At 71.4% G+C, this 20,781-nt stretch carries 10 protein-coding genes and 1 pseudogene; all 11 read right to left on the reverse strand.

Annotation, left to right across the window (positions count from 1 at the left end; genetic code table 11):
* Positions 1–105 (reverse strand): annotated as a pseudogene (locus AB0J90_RS23970) (sulfate adenylyltransferase small subunit); the annotation flags it as partial.
* 20 nt (positions 106–125) lie between these two features.
* Positions 126–989, reverse strand: coding sequence for a 3'(2'),5'-bisphosphate nucleotidase CysQ (locus tag AB0J90_RS23975; protein WP_363599267.1), 864 nt, complete (start codon positions 987–989; stop codon positions 126–128).
* A gap of 37 nt (positions 990–1,026) precedes the next feature.
* A complete protein-coding gene (locus AB0J90_RS23980; protein WP_363599269.1) occupies positions 1,027–1,857 on the reverse strand; it encodes an ABC transporter permease in 831 nt (276 codons plus the stop codon).
* A complete protein-coding gene (locus tag AB0J90_RS23985) occupies positions 1,854–2,981 on the reverse strand; it encodes an ABC transporter ATP-binding protein (protein ID WP_363599271.1) in 1,128 nt (375 codons plus the stop codon). Before AB0J90_RS23985 ends, AB0J90_RS23980 begins: the two co-directional genes overlap by 4 nt.
* 48 nt (positions 2,982–3,029) lie before the next feature.
* On the reverse strand, positions 3,030–3,965 hold the full coding sequence (locus tag AB0J90_RS23990) for a PHB depolymerase family esterase (RefSeq protein WP_363599273.1): 936 nt from the start codon (positions 3,963–3,965) through the stop codon (positions 3,030–3,032).
* Positions 3,966–4,163: 198 nt separating this feature from the next.
* On the reverse strand, positions 4,164–5,984 hold the full coding sequence (locus AB0J90_RS23995; RefSeq protein ID WP_363599275.1) for a hypothetical protein: 1,821 nt from the start codon (positions 5,982–5,984) through the stop codon (positions 4,164–4,166).
* A 54-nt stretch (positions 5,985–6,038) separates the two neighbouring features.
* On the reverse strand, positions 6,039–7,001 hold the full coding sequence (locus AB0J90_RS24000; RefSeq protein WP_363599277.1) for a sulfotransferase: 963 nt from the start codon (positions 6,999–7,001) through the stop codon (positions 6,039–6,041).
* A 25-nt stretch (positions 7,002–7,026) separates the two neighbouring features.
* Positions 7,027–7,857: an alpha/beta hydrolase gene (locus tag AB0J90_RS24005; protein ID WP_363599527.1), complete on the reverse strand. Its 831-nt coding sequence runs from the start codon at positions 7,855–7,857 to the stop codon at positions 7,027–7,029.
* 2 nt (positions 7,858–7,859) lie between these two features.
* On the reverse strand, positions 7,860–8,204 hold the full coding sequence (locus AB0J90_RS24010; protein ID WP_363599279.1) for an acyl carrier protein: 345 nt from the start codon (positions 8,202–8,204) through the stop codon (positions 7,860–7,862).
* Positions 8,205–8,242: 38 nt separating this feature from the next.
* Positions 8,243–13,105, reverse strand: a complete 4,863-nt coding sequence (locus AB0J90_RS24015) for a beta-ketoacyl synthase N-terminal-like domain-containing protein (protein WP_363599281.1) — start codon at positions 13,103–13,105, stop codon at positions 8,243–8,245.
* A 97-nt stretch (positions 13,106–13,202) separates the two neighbouring features.
* Positions 13,203–20,501, reverse strand: a complete 7,299-nt coding sequence (locus AB0J90_RS24020) for an SDR family NAD(P)-dependent oxidoreductase (RefSeq protein WP_363599283.1) — start codon at positions 20,499–20,501, stop codon at positions 13,203–13,205.
* Positions 20,502–20,781: the final 280 nt, after the last annotated feature.

Here is a 20,781-nt window from a genome sequence, read left to right on the forward strand (position 1 = left end):
CAGCACCGGACGCTCCAACTCCGCCACCACCTCACGCATGACGAAAACGCTCTCCGCCTCCAGAGCATCCAGATGCGACACCCGGTACGCCGCCGGAGTGGTCATGTCCACCGTCTCCATCGCGGTCAGCCGACTGCCGTGGCCGTCGCCGGCACCAGGGTCAGGTGTTGCCGCAGCGCGGCGAGCAGTGGTGCGGCCAGTTCCGGCCGGCAGACCACCAGGTCCGGCAGCCGGGGATCGGCCTCGTTGTATTTCAACGCAGAACCATCGATTCGGGAAGCATGCAACCCCGTGGCCGTCGCCACAGCCACCGGCGCAGCCGAATCCCACTCGTACTGACCACCCGCATGCACGTACGCGTCGACCTCACCACTGATCACCGCCGCGATCTTCGCACCCGCCGACCCCATCGGCACCAACTCCGCACCCACCTCGCCCGCCAACTCGGTCAGGAACGCCGGCGGCCGACTACGACTCGCCGCCAACCGGATCGTCCGCCCGCTGACCGCCGCTGGCCGGAGCGGGGGTGTCTCGGTGCCGAGCGTACGGTGCTGGGCCGGCAGGGCGATGGCCCCCGCCACCAGGTGATGCTCCGTCGGAGCGTGCCGCTGCCAGAGCGCGACATGCACCGCCCAGTCCGTACGACCCGGCTCGGAGAACTCGCGGGTTCCGTCCAACGGGTCGATGATCCACACCCGGTCGGCGCCCAGCCGGTCCGGCGGGGGTCCGGCCGTACCCGTGGCCCATGCCTGCCGGGCGCCGTCGTCCTCCTCCGAGAGCACGGCGTCGGTGCTCCTGCACCGGGCCAGTTCATCGCGCAGCAGCTGGTGCGACGCCCGGTCTCCCGCGAGCTTCAGCGCGGCCGCGTCGTCGTGACCGTGCTCGGCGCGTACGCGCAGCAGCAGCCGGCCGGCCCGGTCGGCCAACCAGGCGGCGAACGCGCCATCCGACGCGGGGGCTTCGGACCTAGGGGGTTCCAGCACGTTCATCGACGAGCACCTCCGGTAGACGCGTTGACCGTGCCGCTCACTGGACGGCACGCCGACTGAAACTTCGTACGCTGCTGAACGTGACCATCGCGGCCACGCCCGTCAGCACCAGGAGACAGACCCAGGCCGGTATGTGCGCGACCTCGGGCAACATGGCCCCGCGCACGCCCTCGGACACGTAGGTCATCGGGTTGAGGGCGGTGACTGTCTGGAACCAGGGCATCGAGGAGAGCCGCGGCCACGGGTAGTGGATGCAACCGGTCCAGATGATCGGGGTCACGACCAGCGAGAACGTGATGTTGATCCGTTGGATGGGCAGGATCGTCGCCAGCGTCATGCCGATGCCGCCGCCGATCCACCCGCCGAGCAGGACCGTCAGCAGGACCATCGGCAGCCGTTCGGGTTGCCAGGGTGCCGAGCCGACCATCAGCGCCCCCAGCGGGTAGATGAGGGCTGCGGCGACGAGGCCGCGCAGCATCGCGACCACGAGCTTGCCCACCGCGACCAGGTTGGTCGACAGCGGGGCGAGCAGCCGGTCCTCGATCTCCCGGGTGAAGCCGAACTCCTTGACCAGTGGCAGTGCGACGCTCTGCAACGCGGTGGTGAGCGCGGCGAGCGCGATGATGCCGGGCAGGAACAGGTCGGCGAAGTTCCGGGCGACGATGCCCTGCCCGCCGAGCACCTTGACGAAGACGAAGAGCATGAACAGCGGGGTGAGGCCGACCTGGACCAGGATGACCCAGAGTTCCTTGCCGGTGACCAGCAGGTCCCGGCGCAGGATCGCCAGGAAGACCCGGTGTGCGCTGGGTCGCGCAGGTGCGGCCGTGGTGCTCGTCGCCGTCGCCGGTGGCGCTTCGAGGTCGGTCACCGTGGGTCCCTTCCGGTCAGTCCGATGAAGACGTCCTCGAGGCTCGGCTCGGCGATGTGTACGTCGGTGAGGGTCGCCGACCGGGTGGTCAGGATGGTGAGTGCCGGCCCGAGCACGGTCGCGGGGTCGGTGGCGAGATGCAGCCGGATCCGGACGCGCTGGCGCCCGCCGGCTTCGGGGGCGAGCGTGGCGACCGCCCGTTCCCGTCGGGCCAGCGCGGCCAGTGCGGCGGCGGGTGCGCCCGTACCGAATCCGCCGCCGAGGCCGGCGCGGAGGTTGGCGGCCCCGGCGCCGGGCGGTGGCACCGCGGCGAGCCGTTCACCCTTGCGTACGCCGGAGACGTCGGCAAGTGCGCGCAGCAACTCGTCCGGTTCGTCGAGTGCGGCCGGGGTGACGGTCAGGTCGAGGATCGAGCGTCCGGCGAGTCCCCTGACCAGGTTGCCCGGTGTGTCCAGGGTGAGCAGCCGGCCATGGTCGACGATGCCGACCCGGTCGACCAGGGCGGCTGCCGCGTTCATCTGGTGCGTGGTCAGCACGACCGTCACGCCGCGCCCGCGCATCTCGCGGATCCGGCCCCAGATCAGCCGCCGGGACTGCGGGTCCAGGCCGTTGGTGGGCTCGTCGAGGAAGAGGACCGCCGGCTCGTGGATCAGCGCGCGGGCGATCATCAGCCGTTGGGCCATGCCGCCCGAGTACGCCTCGATCCGCTTGTCCGCCCGATCCGTCAGACCGAAACGGTCCAGCAGCACGTCGGCCCGGGCGTTGCGGTCGGCACGTCCGACACCGTGGTAGGCGGCGTGGTACACCAGGTTCTGTCGTGGCGTGAGCGACCGGTCCAGGTTGTTGTGCTGTGGTACGACGGCCAACTGGGCGCGGGCCGCGACCGGGTCGCCGACCACGTCGACCCCGCCGACCAGCGCCCGGCCCCCGGACGCCCGCAGCCGGGTGGTGAGGATGCCGATGGTGGTCGACTTGCCGGCACCGTTCGGTCCGAGCAGCCCGAAGATCTCGCCGGGGGCCACCGTGAAGGACAGCCCGTCCACGGCTGCGGTCGTGCTCCCGGGATAGCGTTTGACGAGGTCGACGACCTCGACCGCGGCCGGGTTGCCAGCACTGCTGGGCATCTGCTGCTCCCTGTCCTGAACTGTCGGGTGGATGGGTGCCGGTGCGGGTCAGCCGCCGGTGCGGGGATGCGCGTCGAAGAAGCGCCAGATGGTGTCGGTGGCGTCCAGCGCCGTCGCGGGTGGATCCAGGTCCAAAAGGCGTTGCGCCTCCGGCCCGGGGCCGGCGGCACCGGGCCACTGGTGGCCGGCGTCGGCGACGGTGACCAGCTCGACCGCCCGCCCCTCGGGGCAGGTGGCGAGCGAGGTGCTGACCGGACCGGAGGTGCTGGTCACCGGCGCGGCGCACCCGCCGATGGAGCGCCACCGGGCGAGCAGGTCGGGGGTGGCCGGGCCGTTGATCTTGACCGGGTTGCGTCCGGTCCCGCCGTTGTCCCGCTTGCCCGGCCCACCGTCGTACGGCACGGTCCGGTCCGCCGTACCGTGGACGTGGATCACGGAGGTCGGTGCCGGGGACGGGCAGGGACCGAGCTGGGTCGCCGCCACCGGCCCGATCGCGGCGAACAGTTCCGTGTCGCACGCCAGCCGGTAGGCGAGCATTCCGCCGTTGGAGATCCCGGTGGCGTAGACCCGGTCGCGGTCCACCGGGAGTTGGTCGGCCACGGTGGCGACCAGTTGCCGGACGAAGGCCACGTCGTCCACGCCGTCGCGGGCCGGCGGGCCGCAGCAGTCCGGGCTCACCGCCCAGGAACGGCTCAACCCGTCCGGGTACGCGGCGACAAAGCCCTCCCGGTCCGCCATCGCATTCCAGCCGTACGAGCTCTCCGCCTGACTGCCGGTGCCGAGCGCGCCGTGCAGCATGACCACCAACGGCACCGGGGTCGACCGGGCAAGGTTCGCCGGCTGATAGAGGCCGAAGTCGCGCTTCTGCCCCTGGACCACCAGGGTGTGCACCGAGGATCCGGCCGCCATGGTCGGCGCCGGTCCGACCTCGTGCTGCTCCGGGTCGTCCCGGAACAGTCCGCAACCGGCCAGCAGCACGAGCACACCGACGAGCGGCAGAAGCGCGACCGGGGGCCGCCGACCGGGCCGTCCCGCCGATACTGTCCAAGATCTACTTATTTCAGCCATATTCGCACCATGACATGATGATGTTCGGGACATGTAAGGATCTGCGCTGATTCGTGTATCCCTGAGGTCGGCCCCGCTCGTGGCCGCCCACGATGCACGAGCGGGGCCAACCGGTTAACAGCGCTGCATACTCAGCCGGATCAGTTCCCAGCCGCCCTCGGGAACGTCGTCATCCGGGTCCGTACGCAGGTTCATCGGATTCGCCATGCCCAGGTAGAGGGTCGACCCGTCGGCGACCATGTTGCGGATCCCGTAGTTCAGGTAGTTGCCGAGCCCGCTGTTGTCCACCACCGTGGCCGGCTTGCTGGTCGAGTCGAAGACGAACAGGTCGCCGCCGTAGACCGGTGCCGGCGGCGGGTCGTCGGCCAGCACGGAGGCGTCGCCGAACTCGGCCGCGGCCGGGCCGGTGACACCCAACACCCGGGCGGTGTCCTGACCCAGGTCCTTGGAGATGTAGCTCCAGTCCATGGTGCCGACGTACAGTTTCCCGCCCGCGACCGCCATCTTCCAGGTGTAGTTGTTGTACGGGTTGCCCATGCCCGACGGGCCGTACAGCGGGGTGTAACCGGTCGAGGCTGGGGCCCACGCGCCCGCGCCACCGTTGCCGGCCGGGTCGTACGCGGGTAGCTGGGGCGCGCCGTACAGCAGGTCCACCCGCTGGTGGCGGTCGCCGAAACTCTTGCCGCGGAAGATGCTGATCGCCCGTTGGGTGCCGCGTACCGAGGCGCGCAGCGCGGCCTCGTTCGCCGGTGGATAGGTCGCGATGTGCACCGTGGTCGCCTTCATCGGCACGTGCATCGTGCCCCAGTAGAGGTAACCGTTGAACGACGCCAGCCCGCCCAGGGCGTAGGTACGGGCGACCACCGGATCGGGCTCGTACCCGTCCACCGACCAGACCTGGGCCCAGCCGTCGGCGTCGGCCGGCGTGAGGCCGCGTTCCCCGTGCGACAGCTTCGGGCTCATCCACACCCCGGCGACCCCGGACAGCGGCTCGTCGGTCGTGCCGGGCACGGCCGCTGCCAGCGCGTCGTCACCGGAACCCGTCCAGGTGGTGACGAAGATGCGTCCGTCGTGCACGGTGAGGTCCGCCGCCTGCGCCGGCAGGTTCGCCACCTCGACGAAACTGAACGGGTTGCTCCGGGAGCCGGTCCAGCGCAGCACGTGCCCCCGGTTGCCGCCGTTCGCGCCCACCCCGACACCCGCGTAGAGGGCGCCGTCCGCCACCACGAAGTGGCGGATGTTGCCGTACGCCGGCAGGTTGACCGAGCCGAGGAAGGCTCCGGTGTACGTGTCGAAGGCGAACAGGTTGATGCTCTCGCCCAGGGCGGGCCCACCCAGGAACGCCACCCCCTGATGGGTGCCGGCGGCGCGGATCCCGGCGGTGGTGCTCAGCCGGTTGGCGTCGGCGGTGGAGGCGCTCTTGACCGCGTCGGTCTTCTCCGTCAACCGCCGCGAACGCTTGTCGTACGTGTACAGCCGAGGTGGCCGATGGTCGCCCAGGGTGGCGGGCAGGGTCGGATTGCGTTTCACGATCTGGCTCTCGCCGTACTCGCAGACCCAGTCGTCGTTCAGGTTCGGTGTCGTGTTGCGCAGGTTGCGCCCACTGGTCAGGCAGTTGACGTTCGCTCCGGTGCCGAACCAGAGGCTCTGCTCGGTCTGGGTCATGCCCCACAGGTAGGACTGGTTCACCTTGGACTGCCCGGTCGCGCACGGGGGACCGGGCGGATAGGCCACACCGACACCGGCGAAGCACTCGTCCGGGGTGCCCTTCCCGATCAGCTTCCGCTCGTACGTCGGCTGGTGTCCGGACGTACCCGGCACGTCCGTTCCGAGCGGGGCGGCGGCGGCCGGCGACGGCGCCGCCAGCACGTACAGCATTCCCAGCACGGCGGCCGCGGCGAGCGGTCGCCGGCCCGACATCCGGAATGGTTTCACCAATGGTTCCTCTCGTTCGACGGAGTCATGACGTTTGATGGGGCACGCACGCGGTCAGGCCGCGGCGACCTCCCGGGACCTGGCGGGTGCGACCACCCGTCCGGCGACCCGCCGCGCCCAGTCCGCCCAGTCCTCGAACTCCAGGAACCGGGCCAGCAGGCCGAGTTGCCCGACCGGGTCGGCGACCAGGTCCTCGTAGCTCATCCGGTGCAGGTGTCGCGGGGGCAGGTCGCTGAGCGCCTGTTCGGCCTGGCTGGTCAGGAACGCGCTCAGTCCGAGGTAGCGGCGCAGGTCCTGTCCGCGTTCCCGGAGCAGGTCGGCGGTGAGCCGGTCCGGCAGGTACCGCTCCAGATCCTCGGGCACCGACTGGCCGGGCTCGATCCGGAACGGATCCAATCCGCACCGGCCGAGGAACTCCACCCGCAGCTGGATCAGCTGGAACGACGAGTGCCGGCTCATCGAGCGAGCGGTCGCCTCCCGGTCGCGGGTCAGGTACACCACCTTCGCCTCGGGAAACGCCCGCAACAGGTACGGAGCGACATGGCTCGACCCGCCGGAACGCTCGACCCAGCGCTGCTTGCCGGTCGTCACCGCCAGCAGGTCGAGGAACATCCGGTGGTGGTCGCCCACCGACTGCGTCGGGAAGTCCGGCACCCGCTCGGCGAGCTGGTCGAAGAGGCGGTCCGGGTCGGCGGTCAGTTTCGACAGGGTGATGGCGAGGATCCGCGGTAGCTCGGTCATCCGGTCCGCCCACCGTCCGGTCGGGGGATAGCGCACCTCCTTCGGCGGTAGCCCGATCCGGAAGAGGGTGGCGAGTTCCGCCTTGGGACTGCTCAGCACCGCCCAGTACGCGGCACCGGTGAGCACCTCGGAACTGCGCGCCCAGGGTGCGACGGACATGAAGAACTCCTGCGCCGAGAGCGTCTCGGACTGCTCCGCGATCAGGTCGGAGAGCAGTGTCGAGCCGCACCGGCCGTTGCTGATGATGATCGACCTGCCGGTGATCGGGGTGTCCATCCGAAGACCTCCTGCACGATGGTTGTCACGGGGTGGTGGCGGCCTCGGCCACCTCGACGGCGCACTCCTCGCGGAGCCAGGACAGGACGAGCCGGCGCACCGCCTCCGGCCGGTCGATCAGGACGGTGTGTTTCTCGCCGGGTAGGACGACGGTGCGCGCCTGCGGTAACAGCCGGACCACGGTCGGTGCCAGCTCGACGACCGCGGAGTTCGCTCCGTACAGGCAGAGCACGGGTGCGCCGATCGCGCTGATCTGCGCGGAACCGGGCAGGGCACTGCCCGGAAGGTCCCTGACCAGGGTCGTCGTCGCCAGCATTTCGCCGGTGGCCCGGGCCCGGCGAGCCACCCGTTCCCCCCGCCCGGCGCTGATCTGCGCCAGTGACTCCGGTCGGGGCAGAAGGTCGGCGGCCCGGTCCAGCCGGCGCGCGACCCGGGTCATCCACGCCCTGGTCGGCGGTGAGGACTCGATCGCCGCGATGGAGGCGACCCGGTCCGGGTGTCTGATCGCGTAACCGAACGCGATCGTGCCGCCGAACGAGTTGCCGAGCAGGTGCACCGGACCGGGGACGCCGAGTTCGGCCAGCATCGCCGACAGGTCGTCGACGAAGTCGTCGAGGGCGTAACCGGTCGGCGGGCGCTCGCTGTGGCCGTGCCCCCGCAGGTCGTACATCAGCACCCGCAGCCCGGCGTCGGCCAGCGGCTTGGCGAGCGTGAAGTACCAGCTCGCGAGGCTGTCGGAGGCCATGCCGTGGATCATCACCAGGGTGGCTGGTCCGTCACCCCGGCCGGCGCCGACCCCACCGGCCGGTGGATCGAGGTGCTCGACGTGCATCTCGATGCCGTTGGCCCGGATCATCGTCACGAGCGGACCGCCTCGACGACGGTCGGGCTGGCGTCGGCCGATGTGTCCCGGTCGGCACCGACCGCGTCCAGGGAGCGTGCGATGTGCTCGACCAGTTGCCCGACCCGCAGCTCGCCCACGGTCTCCAGATCGAGTTTGGCGACAAAATGCGCGAAGTTGACGGTGTTGCCGTACCGGGCCTGCAACCGGCCGGCGAGGGAGACGACGTCGATGCTCTCCATGCCGAGTTCGTCGCGGAAGGTGGTGTCCACGGTGATCGGGGCATCGGTGGCGAAGTCCCCGAGCACCGCGTGGATGATCTCCGTGAGCTCGGCGAGGATGTCGGCATGCGAGGCGGCCATGGGTGCTACTCCTTCGGATGGTCGGGAATGGATGCCGGTCACGGTTGATCGGCCACGGCAGCGATGCGTGGGCCCCAGGTCCAGGCGACGACGTAGCGTCGGGGCGGCAGGTCGTCGGGATTGCCGACCTCACGGTGCTGCACCGGGTAGACCCGATCGTCGACCTGGACGGTCAGCGCCGTGTCCGTGGCACTCGTCACGGCGAACCGGCGCGGTCGCCCGTCGAGTCCGGTGCCCTCCGCCTTGCCGACCGCCTCCTTGGCGGCCCAGAACCGGGTGAACCACCGCCGCCGGTCCTCGGCGTCGCCGCCGAGCGAGCCCAGCAGCGCGGTCTCCACGTCGGACAGGGCGAAGCGCAGGGTGCTCTCCGGGTGGTCGGCGATCTCGGCGACGTCGATGCCGACTCCCGGCGCGTCGGGTGGCGACGCCGGGTCACGGGGTTTCGCGACGGCAACCCCGATCTCCGCGCAGTGAGCCAGCGAGACGTCACAGTCGCGCAGGTCACGGCCCGGACGTCCGTACACCCGGGGCCGCCCGTCCGGCTCGTTGCCGACCGTCAGCTCGATCGGGTAGATGTCGCTGTGGCCGTCCTCCCACAACCGGAACCGGACGGCGTCCTTCACCGCGATCCGCCCCAACAGCCACTGCTTGCGGCCTCTGGCGGGCTGCCGTTCGTAATCCGCGTACGCGGACGAGCCCAGGATGCCGCGGGCGGCCATGCCCTGGGTGACCAGGTCGGTCCAGCAGTCGAAGGCCATCGTCCAGCCCTCGGGTTGGATCAGCGACATCGGATGCCGCTCGGGGAACCGTTCCGCCGGCCGCGCCTGCGGATGGCTGTCGAAGCGCCGGTCGACCGCGCCGTCGATCTGTGCCCACACCCGGTCGCCGACGACCAGTTGGGTGTCCGCGACGAGTTGCGCGTCGTCGATCGAGCGCACCCGGGCGACACACTCGAACGCCGTACCGGGCTCCGGCGGTGGCCCGAAGTACCGGATGTGTCCCAGGCCCACGGGCAACGCCACGGTACGGAACGGCTGGGTGGTGATGAGCCAGTTGCCGATCAGCTGCAGCGCGTTGTCCAGCAGGGCGCCCGGCGGGACGGGTGCGGTGACCACGCCCCGTACGTGCATGTCGCCGAGGGCGTGTACGGCGGTGACTCCCTGGAACTGGGGGCCGTGGAACATCAGCCGCTCCGCGTACATCTCCTCGGCGCTGATCCGTGGCGGCCGCTCGGTCGCGGGATCGTGCCGCCATACCTCGGGCGGGTCCGCCGGATAGTCCGCCGCGAGTTCCACTGTCGACCGGGCGTACGGGCCGAAGGTGACCGAGACCAGCCCGTCACCGGACGGCTTCACGGTGATCTCGACGTCCTGACCCGGCTCGGCGATCAGCCAACGGTTGAACCTGGCGTCGCGTACGGCCACCGCCCGCATGCCGGGCACGGCCTGCTCCGCCGCGTCGACCATGTGCTGGACCAGGGTGGTTGCCGGCACCACCGGCCACCGGTCCTCCATGTTCGGCCAGTCCGGTGGCTGGACGAAGAAGCAGTGGTCCCTCAGGTACGGCATGGTCTCGACGGAGACCCGCAACGTGATCCGCCGCGCCGTACCCGCGCTGCCGTTGCCCGTGCCGCCCCTGCCCGCGCTGCCGTTGCCCGTGCTGCTGTCGGCCGCGCTGCCGTTGCCGGTGTGGACCCCGCTGCCGGTCCCTGTGTCGGTCACGGCGGTGCGGGTGGGCGCGGCAGGCGGGACGCTCGGGCGTGGCGCGACACTCACCGGCGGCACCACCGGTGCCGCCGAGCGGTGTGGTCGCAGCGCCGGTGCGGCGGCGTCCAGCACGCTGACCGCGTCCCGCGCCGTGTCCTGCAACAGTGCGGCGAGTTCCGCCGCCGCGCTGGACCGCCCGGCCAGCCGGTGTAGGGCGGCCAGCGCCGTCGCCGGGTTACCGCCGGTACCCGCCGGCTCCGGTTGCCGCCCCACGCCGCTCGTCGCCGACGCGTCGACCGGCACGGCCGAGCCCGCGCTCGCCACCCGGGACGCCGTACTGGTCGCACCGTAGTCCGTCACACCGGACGGATGGTGCGGCGCGACGCCGCCCACTGACACGCCGAGCAGACCGGCGGCGTCGGCGCCGAGCCGGACCAGTGGTCCGCCCAGGTCCAGCGGAATCGACGGGCCACGCCGTACCGGTTTCGCGGTCGTCTTCGCCGGTGCCGGATCGAGTGCGGTCAGGTTCGGGCTGCCACCCTCCACCCAGAGCGCGGTGGCGACCCGCCGGAGCTGGTCCAGCCCGCCGCGGTGCTTCACGTTCACCGGCATCGCGAGATGGTCGCGCCCGCGCAGGTTGTCGCTGATCAGCGAGGCGAGCTGTCCCGCACCGAGTTGGAGGAACACCCGTACCCCGGCGTCGTACATCGCCGCCACGGTCTGACGGAACCAGACCGGCTCCATCATGTGCCGGACGAACAGGGCATTGACCTGGGCCTCGTCGGTGGGGAACGGTGCTGCCAGGGTCGCCGACCAGACCGGTATCCGGGTCGGGTGCACCTCCCACCGGCGCAGTGCCGCGCCGATCGACTGCAGGCCGTCGGCGAACACGGGAGTGTGGAAGGCCGACCGGAACGGGAGCTTCTGGCACAGCACGTTCTCCGTACGCAGGGTTTCGACGAGGCGGTCCACCTGCGATTCGGGGCCGTTCACCACGGACTGCCCCGGGGCGTTGTCGTGGGAGAGCACCACCCCCGGGAAGTCGCCCAGCATCGGGGTGACCCGGTCCGCACCCGCTCCCACCGCGGCGAAGACGTACCCGGACACCTCGACCGAGTCGGCGTTGAACAGCTCCAGGAATTCGTCCATCGCCGCGGTGCTGATCTGGCCGCTGGTCGCGGCGGCGGTCCACTCGCCGATGCTGTGTCCGGCGACCGTGTCCGGTAGCACGCCGATGCGGCGCAGCGCCTCGTCGAGCAGTTTGCCCACCTCGATCAGCCCGGCGCCGTGCCGGCCCAGGTCCGCCGCGGACCACTGCCGGTCCGGCAGTCGGAAGTGCGCGGCGATGTCCGCGGTACGCGGTGCGAACTCCGCCTCCAGGCCGGGGAAGACGAAGGCGAGGCGACCGGTGCCGGCGGCCAACAGCGGCGACGGGCTGAACCAGATGTCCCGGCCACCGCGCCACGCCTGCCCGCGGGCCACCGTCTTGCGGGCGACGGCCAGCAGCTTGTCGCTGGGGTTGACGATGCCGATCCGGCACGGTTCGGCCCCGGTCGCGGGGCGGTTGCTCCGGGCCCGTTCGAGGCCGAGTGCCCTGACCTCGTGGTCGTCGCGGGACAGCAGGCCGGCCAACCGGACCGGGTCCGGCGCGGCGAGCCAGAGCACCTGGTCCGGTTCGGTCACCTCGACCGTCGAGCCGGCCCCGGTCGAGGCCGGTCCGCCGGCACCTGTGCTGTTCGCTGTCGCCGGCAACCCGCTGGCCGGCCGGTTCCGTACGCCGGCCGGTTCGGGTGCCTGCTCGACGATGACGTGTGCGTTGATGCCGCCGAAGCCGAAGGCGTTCACCCCGGCGCGACGTGGCCCGTCGCCCTCCCAGGCACGGGCGGTCGCGATCGGGGCGAACCGGGTCGCCGCCATCTCCGACCGTGGGTCGTCGCAGTTCAGCGTGGGCGGCAGCACTCCCTCGTACACCGCGAGGGTGGCCTTGATCAGGCCGGCGATGCCGGCGGCCGGCATGGTGTGCCCGATCATCGACTTGACCGATCCGATCACCGGGCGTGGTCCGTCTCCCGCATGCGGTCCGAAGACCTCCGCGACCGAGACCAGCTCGGCCGCGTCGCCGGTCGGCGTGCCGGTACCGTGCGCCTCCAGCAACCCCAGTGCGTCCGGTGCGGTCGGATCCAGCCCTGCCACCTCCCAGGCCCGTCGGATGGCCAGCACCTGTCCGGAGGAGGCCGGGTTGAACATGCTCGCCGAGCGGCCGTCGCTGGAAATCCCGCTGCCCCGGATGACGGCGTAGACCCGGTCGCCGTCGCGGATCGCGTCAGACCACCGTTTGAGTACGACCACACCGGTGCCCTCGCCGATCAGCAGACCGTCGGACTCCCGGTGGAACGGCCGGCTCTCCCCGCGCCGGGACAGCGCCCGCAACTGGCTGAACACCGACCAGAAGCTGATGTCGTGCACGTGGTGCACCCCACCGGCGAGTACGGCGTCCAGCCGCCCGCTGGTCAGTTCGGTGATCGCCTGGTCGACCGCGATTAGCGACGAGGCGCAGGCGGCGTCCAGGGTGTACGCCGGACCGCGCAGGTTGAGCCGGTTGGCCACCCGGGACGCGGCCAGGTTCGGCACCAGCCCGATCGTCCCCTCCGGCTGGTACGGGCCGAGCCGCTCGTCGAACTTCTCGCGTACCAGGTCGAGGCGGCTCTGGTCCAGCTCCGGGATGAGTTCCCGCAGCACCTGGATGACTTGGCTCGACATCCGCACCCGTTGGGCGTAGCGAGCCTGGGCGGGGCTGAGGATGCCGCCCCGCCCGAGGATCACACCCACCCGGTCGCCGCCGGGTAGCCGGTCCGCGCCACCGGCGTCGTCGATCGCGGCGGCGGCCACGTTCAGGGCGATGAGCTGGTCCGGCTCGATGTCCGCCACCGATGCGGGCATGATGCCGAACCGCAGCGGCTCGAAGCTCGCGAACTCGTCAACGAACCCGCCTCGCCGGCAGTACATCCTGTCCGGTCGGTGGGCCTGCTCCGGGTCGTAGAACTCGTCGTCCCACCGGTGCGCCGGCACGTCGGTGATGGCGTCCACCCCGTCGACCAGGTTGCGCCAGTAACCTTCCAGATTGCCGGCGCCGGGCATCACCGCCGCCATCCCGACGATCGCGACCGGGTCGCGCCGATCGGTGCTCGTGTTCATCTTCGACCTCTCGCTCCACCGTCGACGGGGGTACCGGGTGTACGGCGCTGGCTTCGGTGCGACTCCTGGAAGGTCAGGCGGCGCACCTCTCGGAAGATCACCAGCCCGAGGCGGTGTAGACCACGGAGTTGATCTTCGGGTCGCCCCAGGCCAACTCACCCAGCAGGCTGAACGCGCCCGCCTCGGGGTCGATCAGGTCTATGCCGCGGCGGGCGTACTCCCGGCTCAGTTCGTCACTGACCATCCCGCCGTGCCCGGCGCCCGGCGCCCAGGGGCCCCAGTGCACGGTCAGGCAGCGGTTGCCGGTGCTCGCCGCCCAGCGGGTCCCGATCGCGTCGATCGCGTCGTTCGCCGCCGCGTAGTCGGCTTGACCCCGATTCCCGTACGCCGCGGCGATGCTCCCGAAGAGCACCACGAACCGGGGCGCGGAGCCCAGCTCGTCGATTCCGGCCAGCACCGAACGGGCACCCTCCACCTTGGTGCCGAACACCCGGGCGAACGACTGCGGGTCCTTCTCCGCAATCAGTTTGTCCTCGATCACGCCGGCCGCGTACACCACGCCGTCGACCCGCCCGTGCGTACGTTCGACGTCCAGCAGCAGAGCCCGGATCGCCGACGCGTCCCGCACGTCGAGAGCGTGGTAGCGCACCTCGCTGCCCAGTTCCCGCAGCTCACCGAGGGTCGCCTCGACCTCGCGGGCGGCCAGCACCGCCTGGGTGGTGCGTTCGATCTCCGCCGGAGACCGCAGACCCCGACGGGCGAGCGCGGCCCGCAACGACGCCCGGTCCCGGGCCGACACCAGGTCCGGATCCTCCGGCCCGGTCGGCAGCGGTGTACGGCCGACCAGCTCGATCCGGCAGCGGCTCGCCATGGCCACCGCGCGGGCGAACCACGGTGTGATCCCGCGTGCCCCGCCGACCAGGACTACCACCGAATCCCGGTCGAGGCCGATCGCCGCCGCCTCGGAGGCACCATCACCGGCCGGCCCGGCGCCGCTCGTCGCCACCGCTCCCAGTGCCGTCGGTGCGAGGTCGACCGCCGTCCGCTCGGTCTCGCCCCGCACGACAACCGGTGTTTCCCCGCCGACCAGCAACTCGTCGAGCAGGTGTCGGGCGATCCGCTGCGGGTCGGCGTCCCCGTCGACCTCCACGTACCTGGCCGTGACCTGCGGATACTCCCTGGCAATGGTACGGAACAGGCCGGCCAGCCCATCGGTACGGTCAGACCCGCCGACCGGGCCTGCCGCCAGCAGCCAGCGTGGACCGGCCGCGAGTGCCTGCTTGAGGAACGGGAAGATCTCGGGCAGCAGCGGCGCTCCCGTGCCGGTCAACCCGTCGAGCAGGATCAGCCCGTCGAAGCCGGCGAGCTGACCGGCCTGCTTCCCGTCCACCACACCGGTCTGCCCACCCGCCCCGTGCTCCTGGAGAAGCTCGGCGAGGTACGCCAGCGCCGGGCTGGCGCCGGTGATGAGGAAACTCGTTCCGGCGAGTACGTCGACGGGCTGCCCGGCGAGCGGTGCACCGGTGTTCGTAGCGGGAGGTGCCGCGATCACCTTCACCTGGGGCAGGAGCCGCTTCGGCGTGATCCCCGCCCGGCTGGTGGTGGTGACCTCCGCGACGACGTCCACGACGTCGGCCACCGCGGGGATCGGCGCGGGTGCGACGGCCGGATTCATCGTGGCCACCGTGCCGTCCCCTCGTGCCGGTGCCGCGGCGCCCTCTGCCTGCATCTTCTGGTCGAGCCAGGCGACCATGGTGCGTACGGTGCGGGCCTTGACGAGGTCTTCGAGTTCGGCTTCGTCGCCTTCGACGGCGAGGCGTAGTCGTGCGGCGACCTCGCCGGCGACTTCGGCGCGTTTGATGGAGTCGATGCTGAGGTCGGCTTCGAGGTCGAGGTCGAGTTCGATGAGGTCCACCGGGTAACCGGTGCGCTCGCTGATCACGTCGAGGATCGCGGTCTGGAAGTCGGGTCGGGTCACCACGACCGTGCCGGTCGCGACCAGAGCGTTCGACTGGGTCGCCCCGCTCGCGTGCCCGAGTACGGCGGTCGCGTGGATCACGGTCGTGCCCGCCGCGGACCGCATCTTCTGGTCGAGCCAGGCGACCATGGTGCGTACGGTGCGGGCCTTGACGAGGTCTTCGAGTTCGGCTTCGTCGCCTTCGACGGCGAGGCGTAGTCGTGCGGCGACCTCGCCGGCGACTTCGGCGCGTTTGATGGAGTCGATGCTGAGGTCGGCTTCGAGGTCGAGGTCGAGTTCGATGAGGTCCACCGGGTAACCGGTGCGCTCGCTGATCACGTCGAGGATCGCGGTCTGGAAATCGGGACCGGACGCGGCGACCGGTACGGCGGCCACGTCGACCGCGCCCGCCGGTGCGGCCGGAGACACGGCCATCACCGCCGTTGCCGTGACCGGTGCGACCTCGCTCCCGTGACCCGGCAGCACCACCGGCGGGTACGCCTCGGTGGGCTGCCACACCAGCCGCCCACCCGCACCGTCGCCGAAGTAGGCGAGCATCACGTCGCGCTGCGAGGCGATCATGTCCCGGCTGGTGCGAAGGAACTCGCTCAACAGCTCGTCGCGGCCGTCCCGGCCGCCGAAGGTGGTCCCGTTCGATGCGGTCATCGACAACTCCTTGATCCGTCGTGGGGGCGTCATCCCGCCGGGCAGGCTGTTCCCGAACTGATCTCGTACGAGCTGGCCGTCCACTGTCCAGAAGGGACGTCGAGCTGGCTCGACCGTCGCGAGGTCCACCGTGTCGCGGCCCTGGAACAACCAGCCGGTGCGGACCGGTACGCCGGCACAGGCGAGCTGACCGATGGTGACGAGGAAGCCGCGCAGCCCCTCCTCGGGACGTGGCTCCGCGGCGACCGCCAGATGCGGCCGGTCGCCGAGGACGGCCCGGACCAGCTTCGTGAGTACCTGACCGGGGCCAGCCTCCACGAAGGTCCGAGCGCCGCTGGCGTACATCGACTCGACCTGTTCGACGAAACGCACGGGCGCGCCGATCTGCGCGGCGAGTTGCTCGCGTACCCGGTCGGCGTCACCGTCGTACGGGGCGGCGGTGTGGTTCGACCAGACCGGGATCGCCGGCTCGCGTACGGGCCGGGCGGCGAGCGCCTCGGCGAAACGAGCGGTGCCACCGGCCACCACCGGGCTGTGGAACGCGCACGCGACGGAGAGCCCCCGGGCCGACAGCCCAGCCTCGCGCAGCGCCGCCACCGCCGCCCCGACCGCGGGTGTCGGCCCGGAGATCACCACCTGGGTCGGCGTGTTCCGGTTGGCCAGCACAACCTCGCCGGCCAGTCCCGCCTCCGCGAGCACCCGGCCCACCTGCTCGGCGGTGCCGGTGACCGCCGCCATGGTGCCGGGATCGTCTCCGGTCGCGGCGAGGATCGCGTCGGCCCGTTGCCGGCTCAGCGCGAGCAGGGTCTCCGGGTCGAACGCGTCGGCCACACAGAGCGCGACCAGCTCACCGTAGCTGTGCCCACCGGCCAGGTCGGGCCGGACGCCCAGCCGCCGCAGCAGGTGGTCGACCGCCAGCCCGCCGATGCCCAGTACGGGTTGGGCGACCCGGGTGTCGCGTACCCGGTCCTCCTGCTCGCGTACCGTCTCGGGGTCGAACGCCGACGGGGGGAACAACACGTCCGCCCACTCGGCACCGAGGCGCAGGTAGTGCCGCAACTCGGGGAACGCCACGAACAGTTCGGCGAGCGCACCGGGTCGCTGGCTGCCCTGGCCGGGGAAGAGGAACGCCACCTTGCCCGGTTCCGGTTCGTCCGGCGGTTGGACCAGTCCGCGCGCCGGATCGTGCTCGCCGGCCAGGGCCCGGTCCAACAGGGCGGAAAGCTCGTCCCGGTCGCGGGCGACGACGGCGATCCTAACCGCACCCGCGCGGTGGTCCGCCTCGTCCACCAGCGACGCTGCCAGGTCACGCAGCGACCACGGCCGGCCCAGCTCGTCGCGGGTCGCGAGCATCTCCACCAGGCGCCGTACCCGAAGCTGTGCGGCGGGCCGGTCGGCGCCTCGGAAGCAGAACAGTTCCGCCGGCCAGGACTGCCGGGTGTGTCGCGGCTCCGGGGCATTCGGGTACGCGCTGAGCACCGTGTGGAAGTTCGTACCGCCGAAGCCGAACGCGCTCACCCCGGCCAGCCGTTCGGCCGCCGGCACCGTCCACGGCCGGGCCCCGGTGTAGAACGCGAACGGGCTGCGTTCCGGGCTCCACGCCGGGTTCGGGCGGGTCAGGTGGATCGTCGGTGGCTTGACTCCGGTGTAGAGCGCCAGGCTTGCCTTGATCACCCCGGCCAGCCCGGCCGCGCACTTGGTGTGCCCGATCTGCGACTTCACCGAGCCCAGCGCGCAACTACCGGGCTTCGCGCCGGCCTCGTCGAAGAACCGGGTCAGCGTCTCCAGTTCGGTACGGTCGCCGACCACGGTGCCGGTGCCGTGCGCCTCGACCAGGCCGACCTGTCGGGGCGAGACGCCGGTGCGGTGGTACGCCCGGTCGAGGGCACGCCGCTGTCCGCTCGCCCTCGGGGCGGTGAGCCCGAGCGCACGTCCGTCGCTGGAGCTCCCGACGCCCTTGATGACGGCGTAGATCCGGTCGCCGTCGCGTTCGGCGTCGGCCAACCGCTTCAGTACGACGCACGCCACCCCCTCACCGAGGGCGATGCCGTCGCCGGTGCTATCGAACGTACGGCACCGCCCGGTGGGGGAGAGGGCGTGCGCGGAGGTGAACATCAGGTAGTCGTTGATGCCGTTGTGCAGGTCGGCGCCGCCGCAGATCATCAGGTCGCTGCTGCCGGCGCTGAGTTCCTTGCAGGCGGCGTCCATCGCGGCCAGCGACGAGGCACAGGCGGCGTCGATCGTGTAGTTGGGACCGCCGAGGTCGAGACGGTTGGCGACCCGGCCGGCGATGACGTTGGCCAACACGCCGGGGAAGCTGTCCTCGGTGACGGTGGGGAGCTGGTCCTCCAACTCGGCCGGCACCTCCCCGAGGTACGCCGGGAGCATGGTGCGCAGCGTCTGGGCGTGGCCCATGTCGCTGCCGGCCTCGGCACCGAACACCACCCCGGTCTGGCTGTGGTCCACACCGTCCGCGTCGTACGGGTAGCCGGCGTCGACGAGCGCCCGATGCGCCACCTCGAGCGCGAGCAACTGGGTCGGGTCGATGCTGCTCAGCGCCGCCGGGGGAATCCCGTAGCGGATCGCGTCGAACGGGACCGGGTCGATGAACCCGCCCCACCGGGAGACGCTGATCCGCCCGGCCTGCCCGGGTCCCACCTCGGGCGCGTAGTACGTGTCGACGTCCCACCGGTCGGCCGGCACCTCGGTGACCGCGTCGGCCCCGCCGAGCACGGTCTGCCAGAAGCTGTGCAGGTCGGGTGAGCCGGGCAGGATGCAGGACATGCCGACGATGGCGATGTCCAGCGGCGCGGGCGGCTCCTGAACCGGCGTGACCGGCGGGGTGAGTTCGGCGCGCAGCGCGGCCGCCCGTACCGCGTGGAACTCCTGTGCCTCGGTGGTGACCTGCGTGTGCAGTTGCGCGACCGTGGTCGGCGCGTGGCGCAGCACGGCAACCTGGCCGGCCATGAACATCCCCTCGACGGCCTGGACCGCCTCGTCGACCCGCACCAGCCCGTCGTCCTCCCGGCGTACGCCCTTGCTGGCGATCCGCAGCCGGCCGACGTTCAGCAGCTCCAACTGCTCCCAGACCTGGCGGTTCTCCACCCCGGCCGATTCCAGTTCCTCCCGTACGCCGTGGAAGTCGTCGACGAAGGGACTGGGCAGGCACCGGGTCGCGTGTCCGGGGGCGGTCTCCAGCAGCGACGTGGCCGTGGCGGCGATGGCCTGGCGGTGGAACAGGGGCTGGATGGCGCCCTCCTCCACCGCCTCGCGGGTGAAGAGGTAGGCGGTGCCCATCAACAGCCCGATCTGTGCCCCGCGCGCGGTCAGGGGTGCCGCCATCGCGGCGACCATCGCCGCCGACCGCGCGTCGTGGATGCCGCCCGCGAACAGCAGTTGCAACCGCCCGGCGTCGTCCGGTGTGTCCGCCAGGAACTCGTCGAGTACCAGCAGTTGCGCCTCCCACAGGGGGAAGCTCGCCCGGGGCCCGACGTGGCCGCCGCACTCGGCGCCCTCGAAGACGAACTTGCGCGCACCCGACCGGAGGAACTGCCGCAGCAGCCCCGGCGACGGTACGTGCAGGAAGGTGTTGATCCCGTCCTGCTCCAGCACGGTGGCCTGGGAGGGGCGACCGCCCGCGATGATCGCGCAGGCCGGTCTGATCTCGCGGATCGCGTCGAGCTGTGCCGCGCGCAGCTCGTCGGGCGCGAAGCCGAGCACCCCGACGCCCCAGGGACGGTCGCCCAGCCGCTCGGCGGTCTCCCGCAGCACCCGGCGGGACTGTTCGGCGCCGGACAGGGCGAGCGCGACGAACGGCAGCGCACCGTCGGCGGCGACCGCGGCCGCGAAGGGGGCCTCGTCGCTGACCCGGGTCATCGGGCCCTGCACCACGGGTATCCGTACATTGAGGGTGCCGGCGAGGGCGGCGCCCGGCGCCAGGGCGTCCCCGGCAGCCGGTTCGGCGATCGCTTCGAGCAGCGTGGCGCGGATTGCGCGTACGGCCGCGGCGGTGTCGGGCCAGCGTCGGGCGAAGACGGCGGCGAGCCAGCCGTCCTGGCCGATCGGCAGCAGTTGCGAGGTGCTGTCGTGCGGACCGCCCCGGCGGATCCCGCGTACGCCGTCGACCAGGACCGTCTCGGACCCGTCCAGCCGGCGGATCGTGCCCCGTACGTCCGTCGGCAGCTCGGATTCCGGCATGAGGGTGAGCTGGCTGTCCAGGACGATCCCGGCCGCTCCGCCGATGAGGCAGGCGACAGCGGTACGGGGACCGATGCCGCCGGCAACCCAGATCGGCAGGTCGATGCCGTCGGCTGCGGCCAGTTGCTGGAGCAGGACGAACGAGCTGAGCTCGCTGACCCTGCCGCCGCCCTCCATGCCCCGCGCGATGAGTCCGTGCGCCCCGGCCGCGGCGGCAAGGTGAGCCTCGTCGAGGCTGGTCACCTCGACCAGCACCCGGTACCTGTCGACTATGTCGGCCAGTGGCCAGGCTGTGTCCAGCGGCACGACGACGAGGTCGACGAGGCCGTGCCCCGCCCGGTCGACGTCAGCCGGCGCGGCGGCGCAGCCGGCCGGCACCCGTACGCCGATCGGCTCGTTCGACCCGGCGGTGGCCTGTGCCAGACAGGTAAGTGTCCAGCTGTCGCCGGAGGCGAGGTCCAGTACGCCGTGACCGCCACCATGGCGGGCGGCGGTGGCGATCCGGGGACTGGGTTCGAGGAGGCTACCGGCGCTGATCGCGATCACGAGATCGCGCGTGTTCGGTGCAGGGCTCATCGGACTCCCACTTCATGTGGCGGCGGTTCTCGGACGCGACCGAATGAATCAAATGATCACCGAGGTGGACCCGAAGGTAATAGGCGTCAATCGATCTCGGGCTCCAATTAAGTTAGGGGAGCTTGGTTACAGCTCAGTTAAATCTCCCTAACTATGGCGGTGGCCTGTGGGTTTTTCCGGCGAGCCCGTCGATGCGCCGGAACATCTGACGCCCGTCCTTAACGAGCTGGTCAGAGTTGGTCAGGAGATGGTCGCTACTCTGGCCGATATTGGGCCAGTC

The organism is Micromonospora sp. NPDC049523 (assembly GCF_040676775.1).
In the GTDB taxonomy this organism is placed as follows: domain Bacteria; phylum Actinomycetota; class Actinomycetes; order Mycobacteriales; family Micromonosporaceae; genus Micromonospora_G.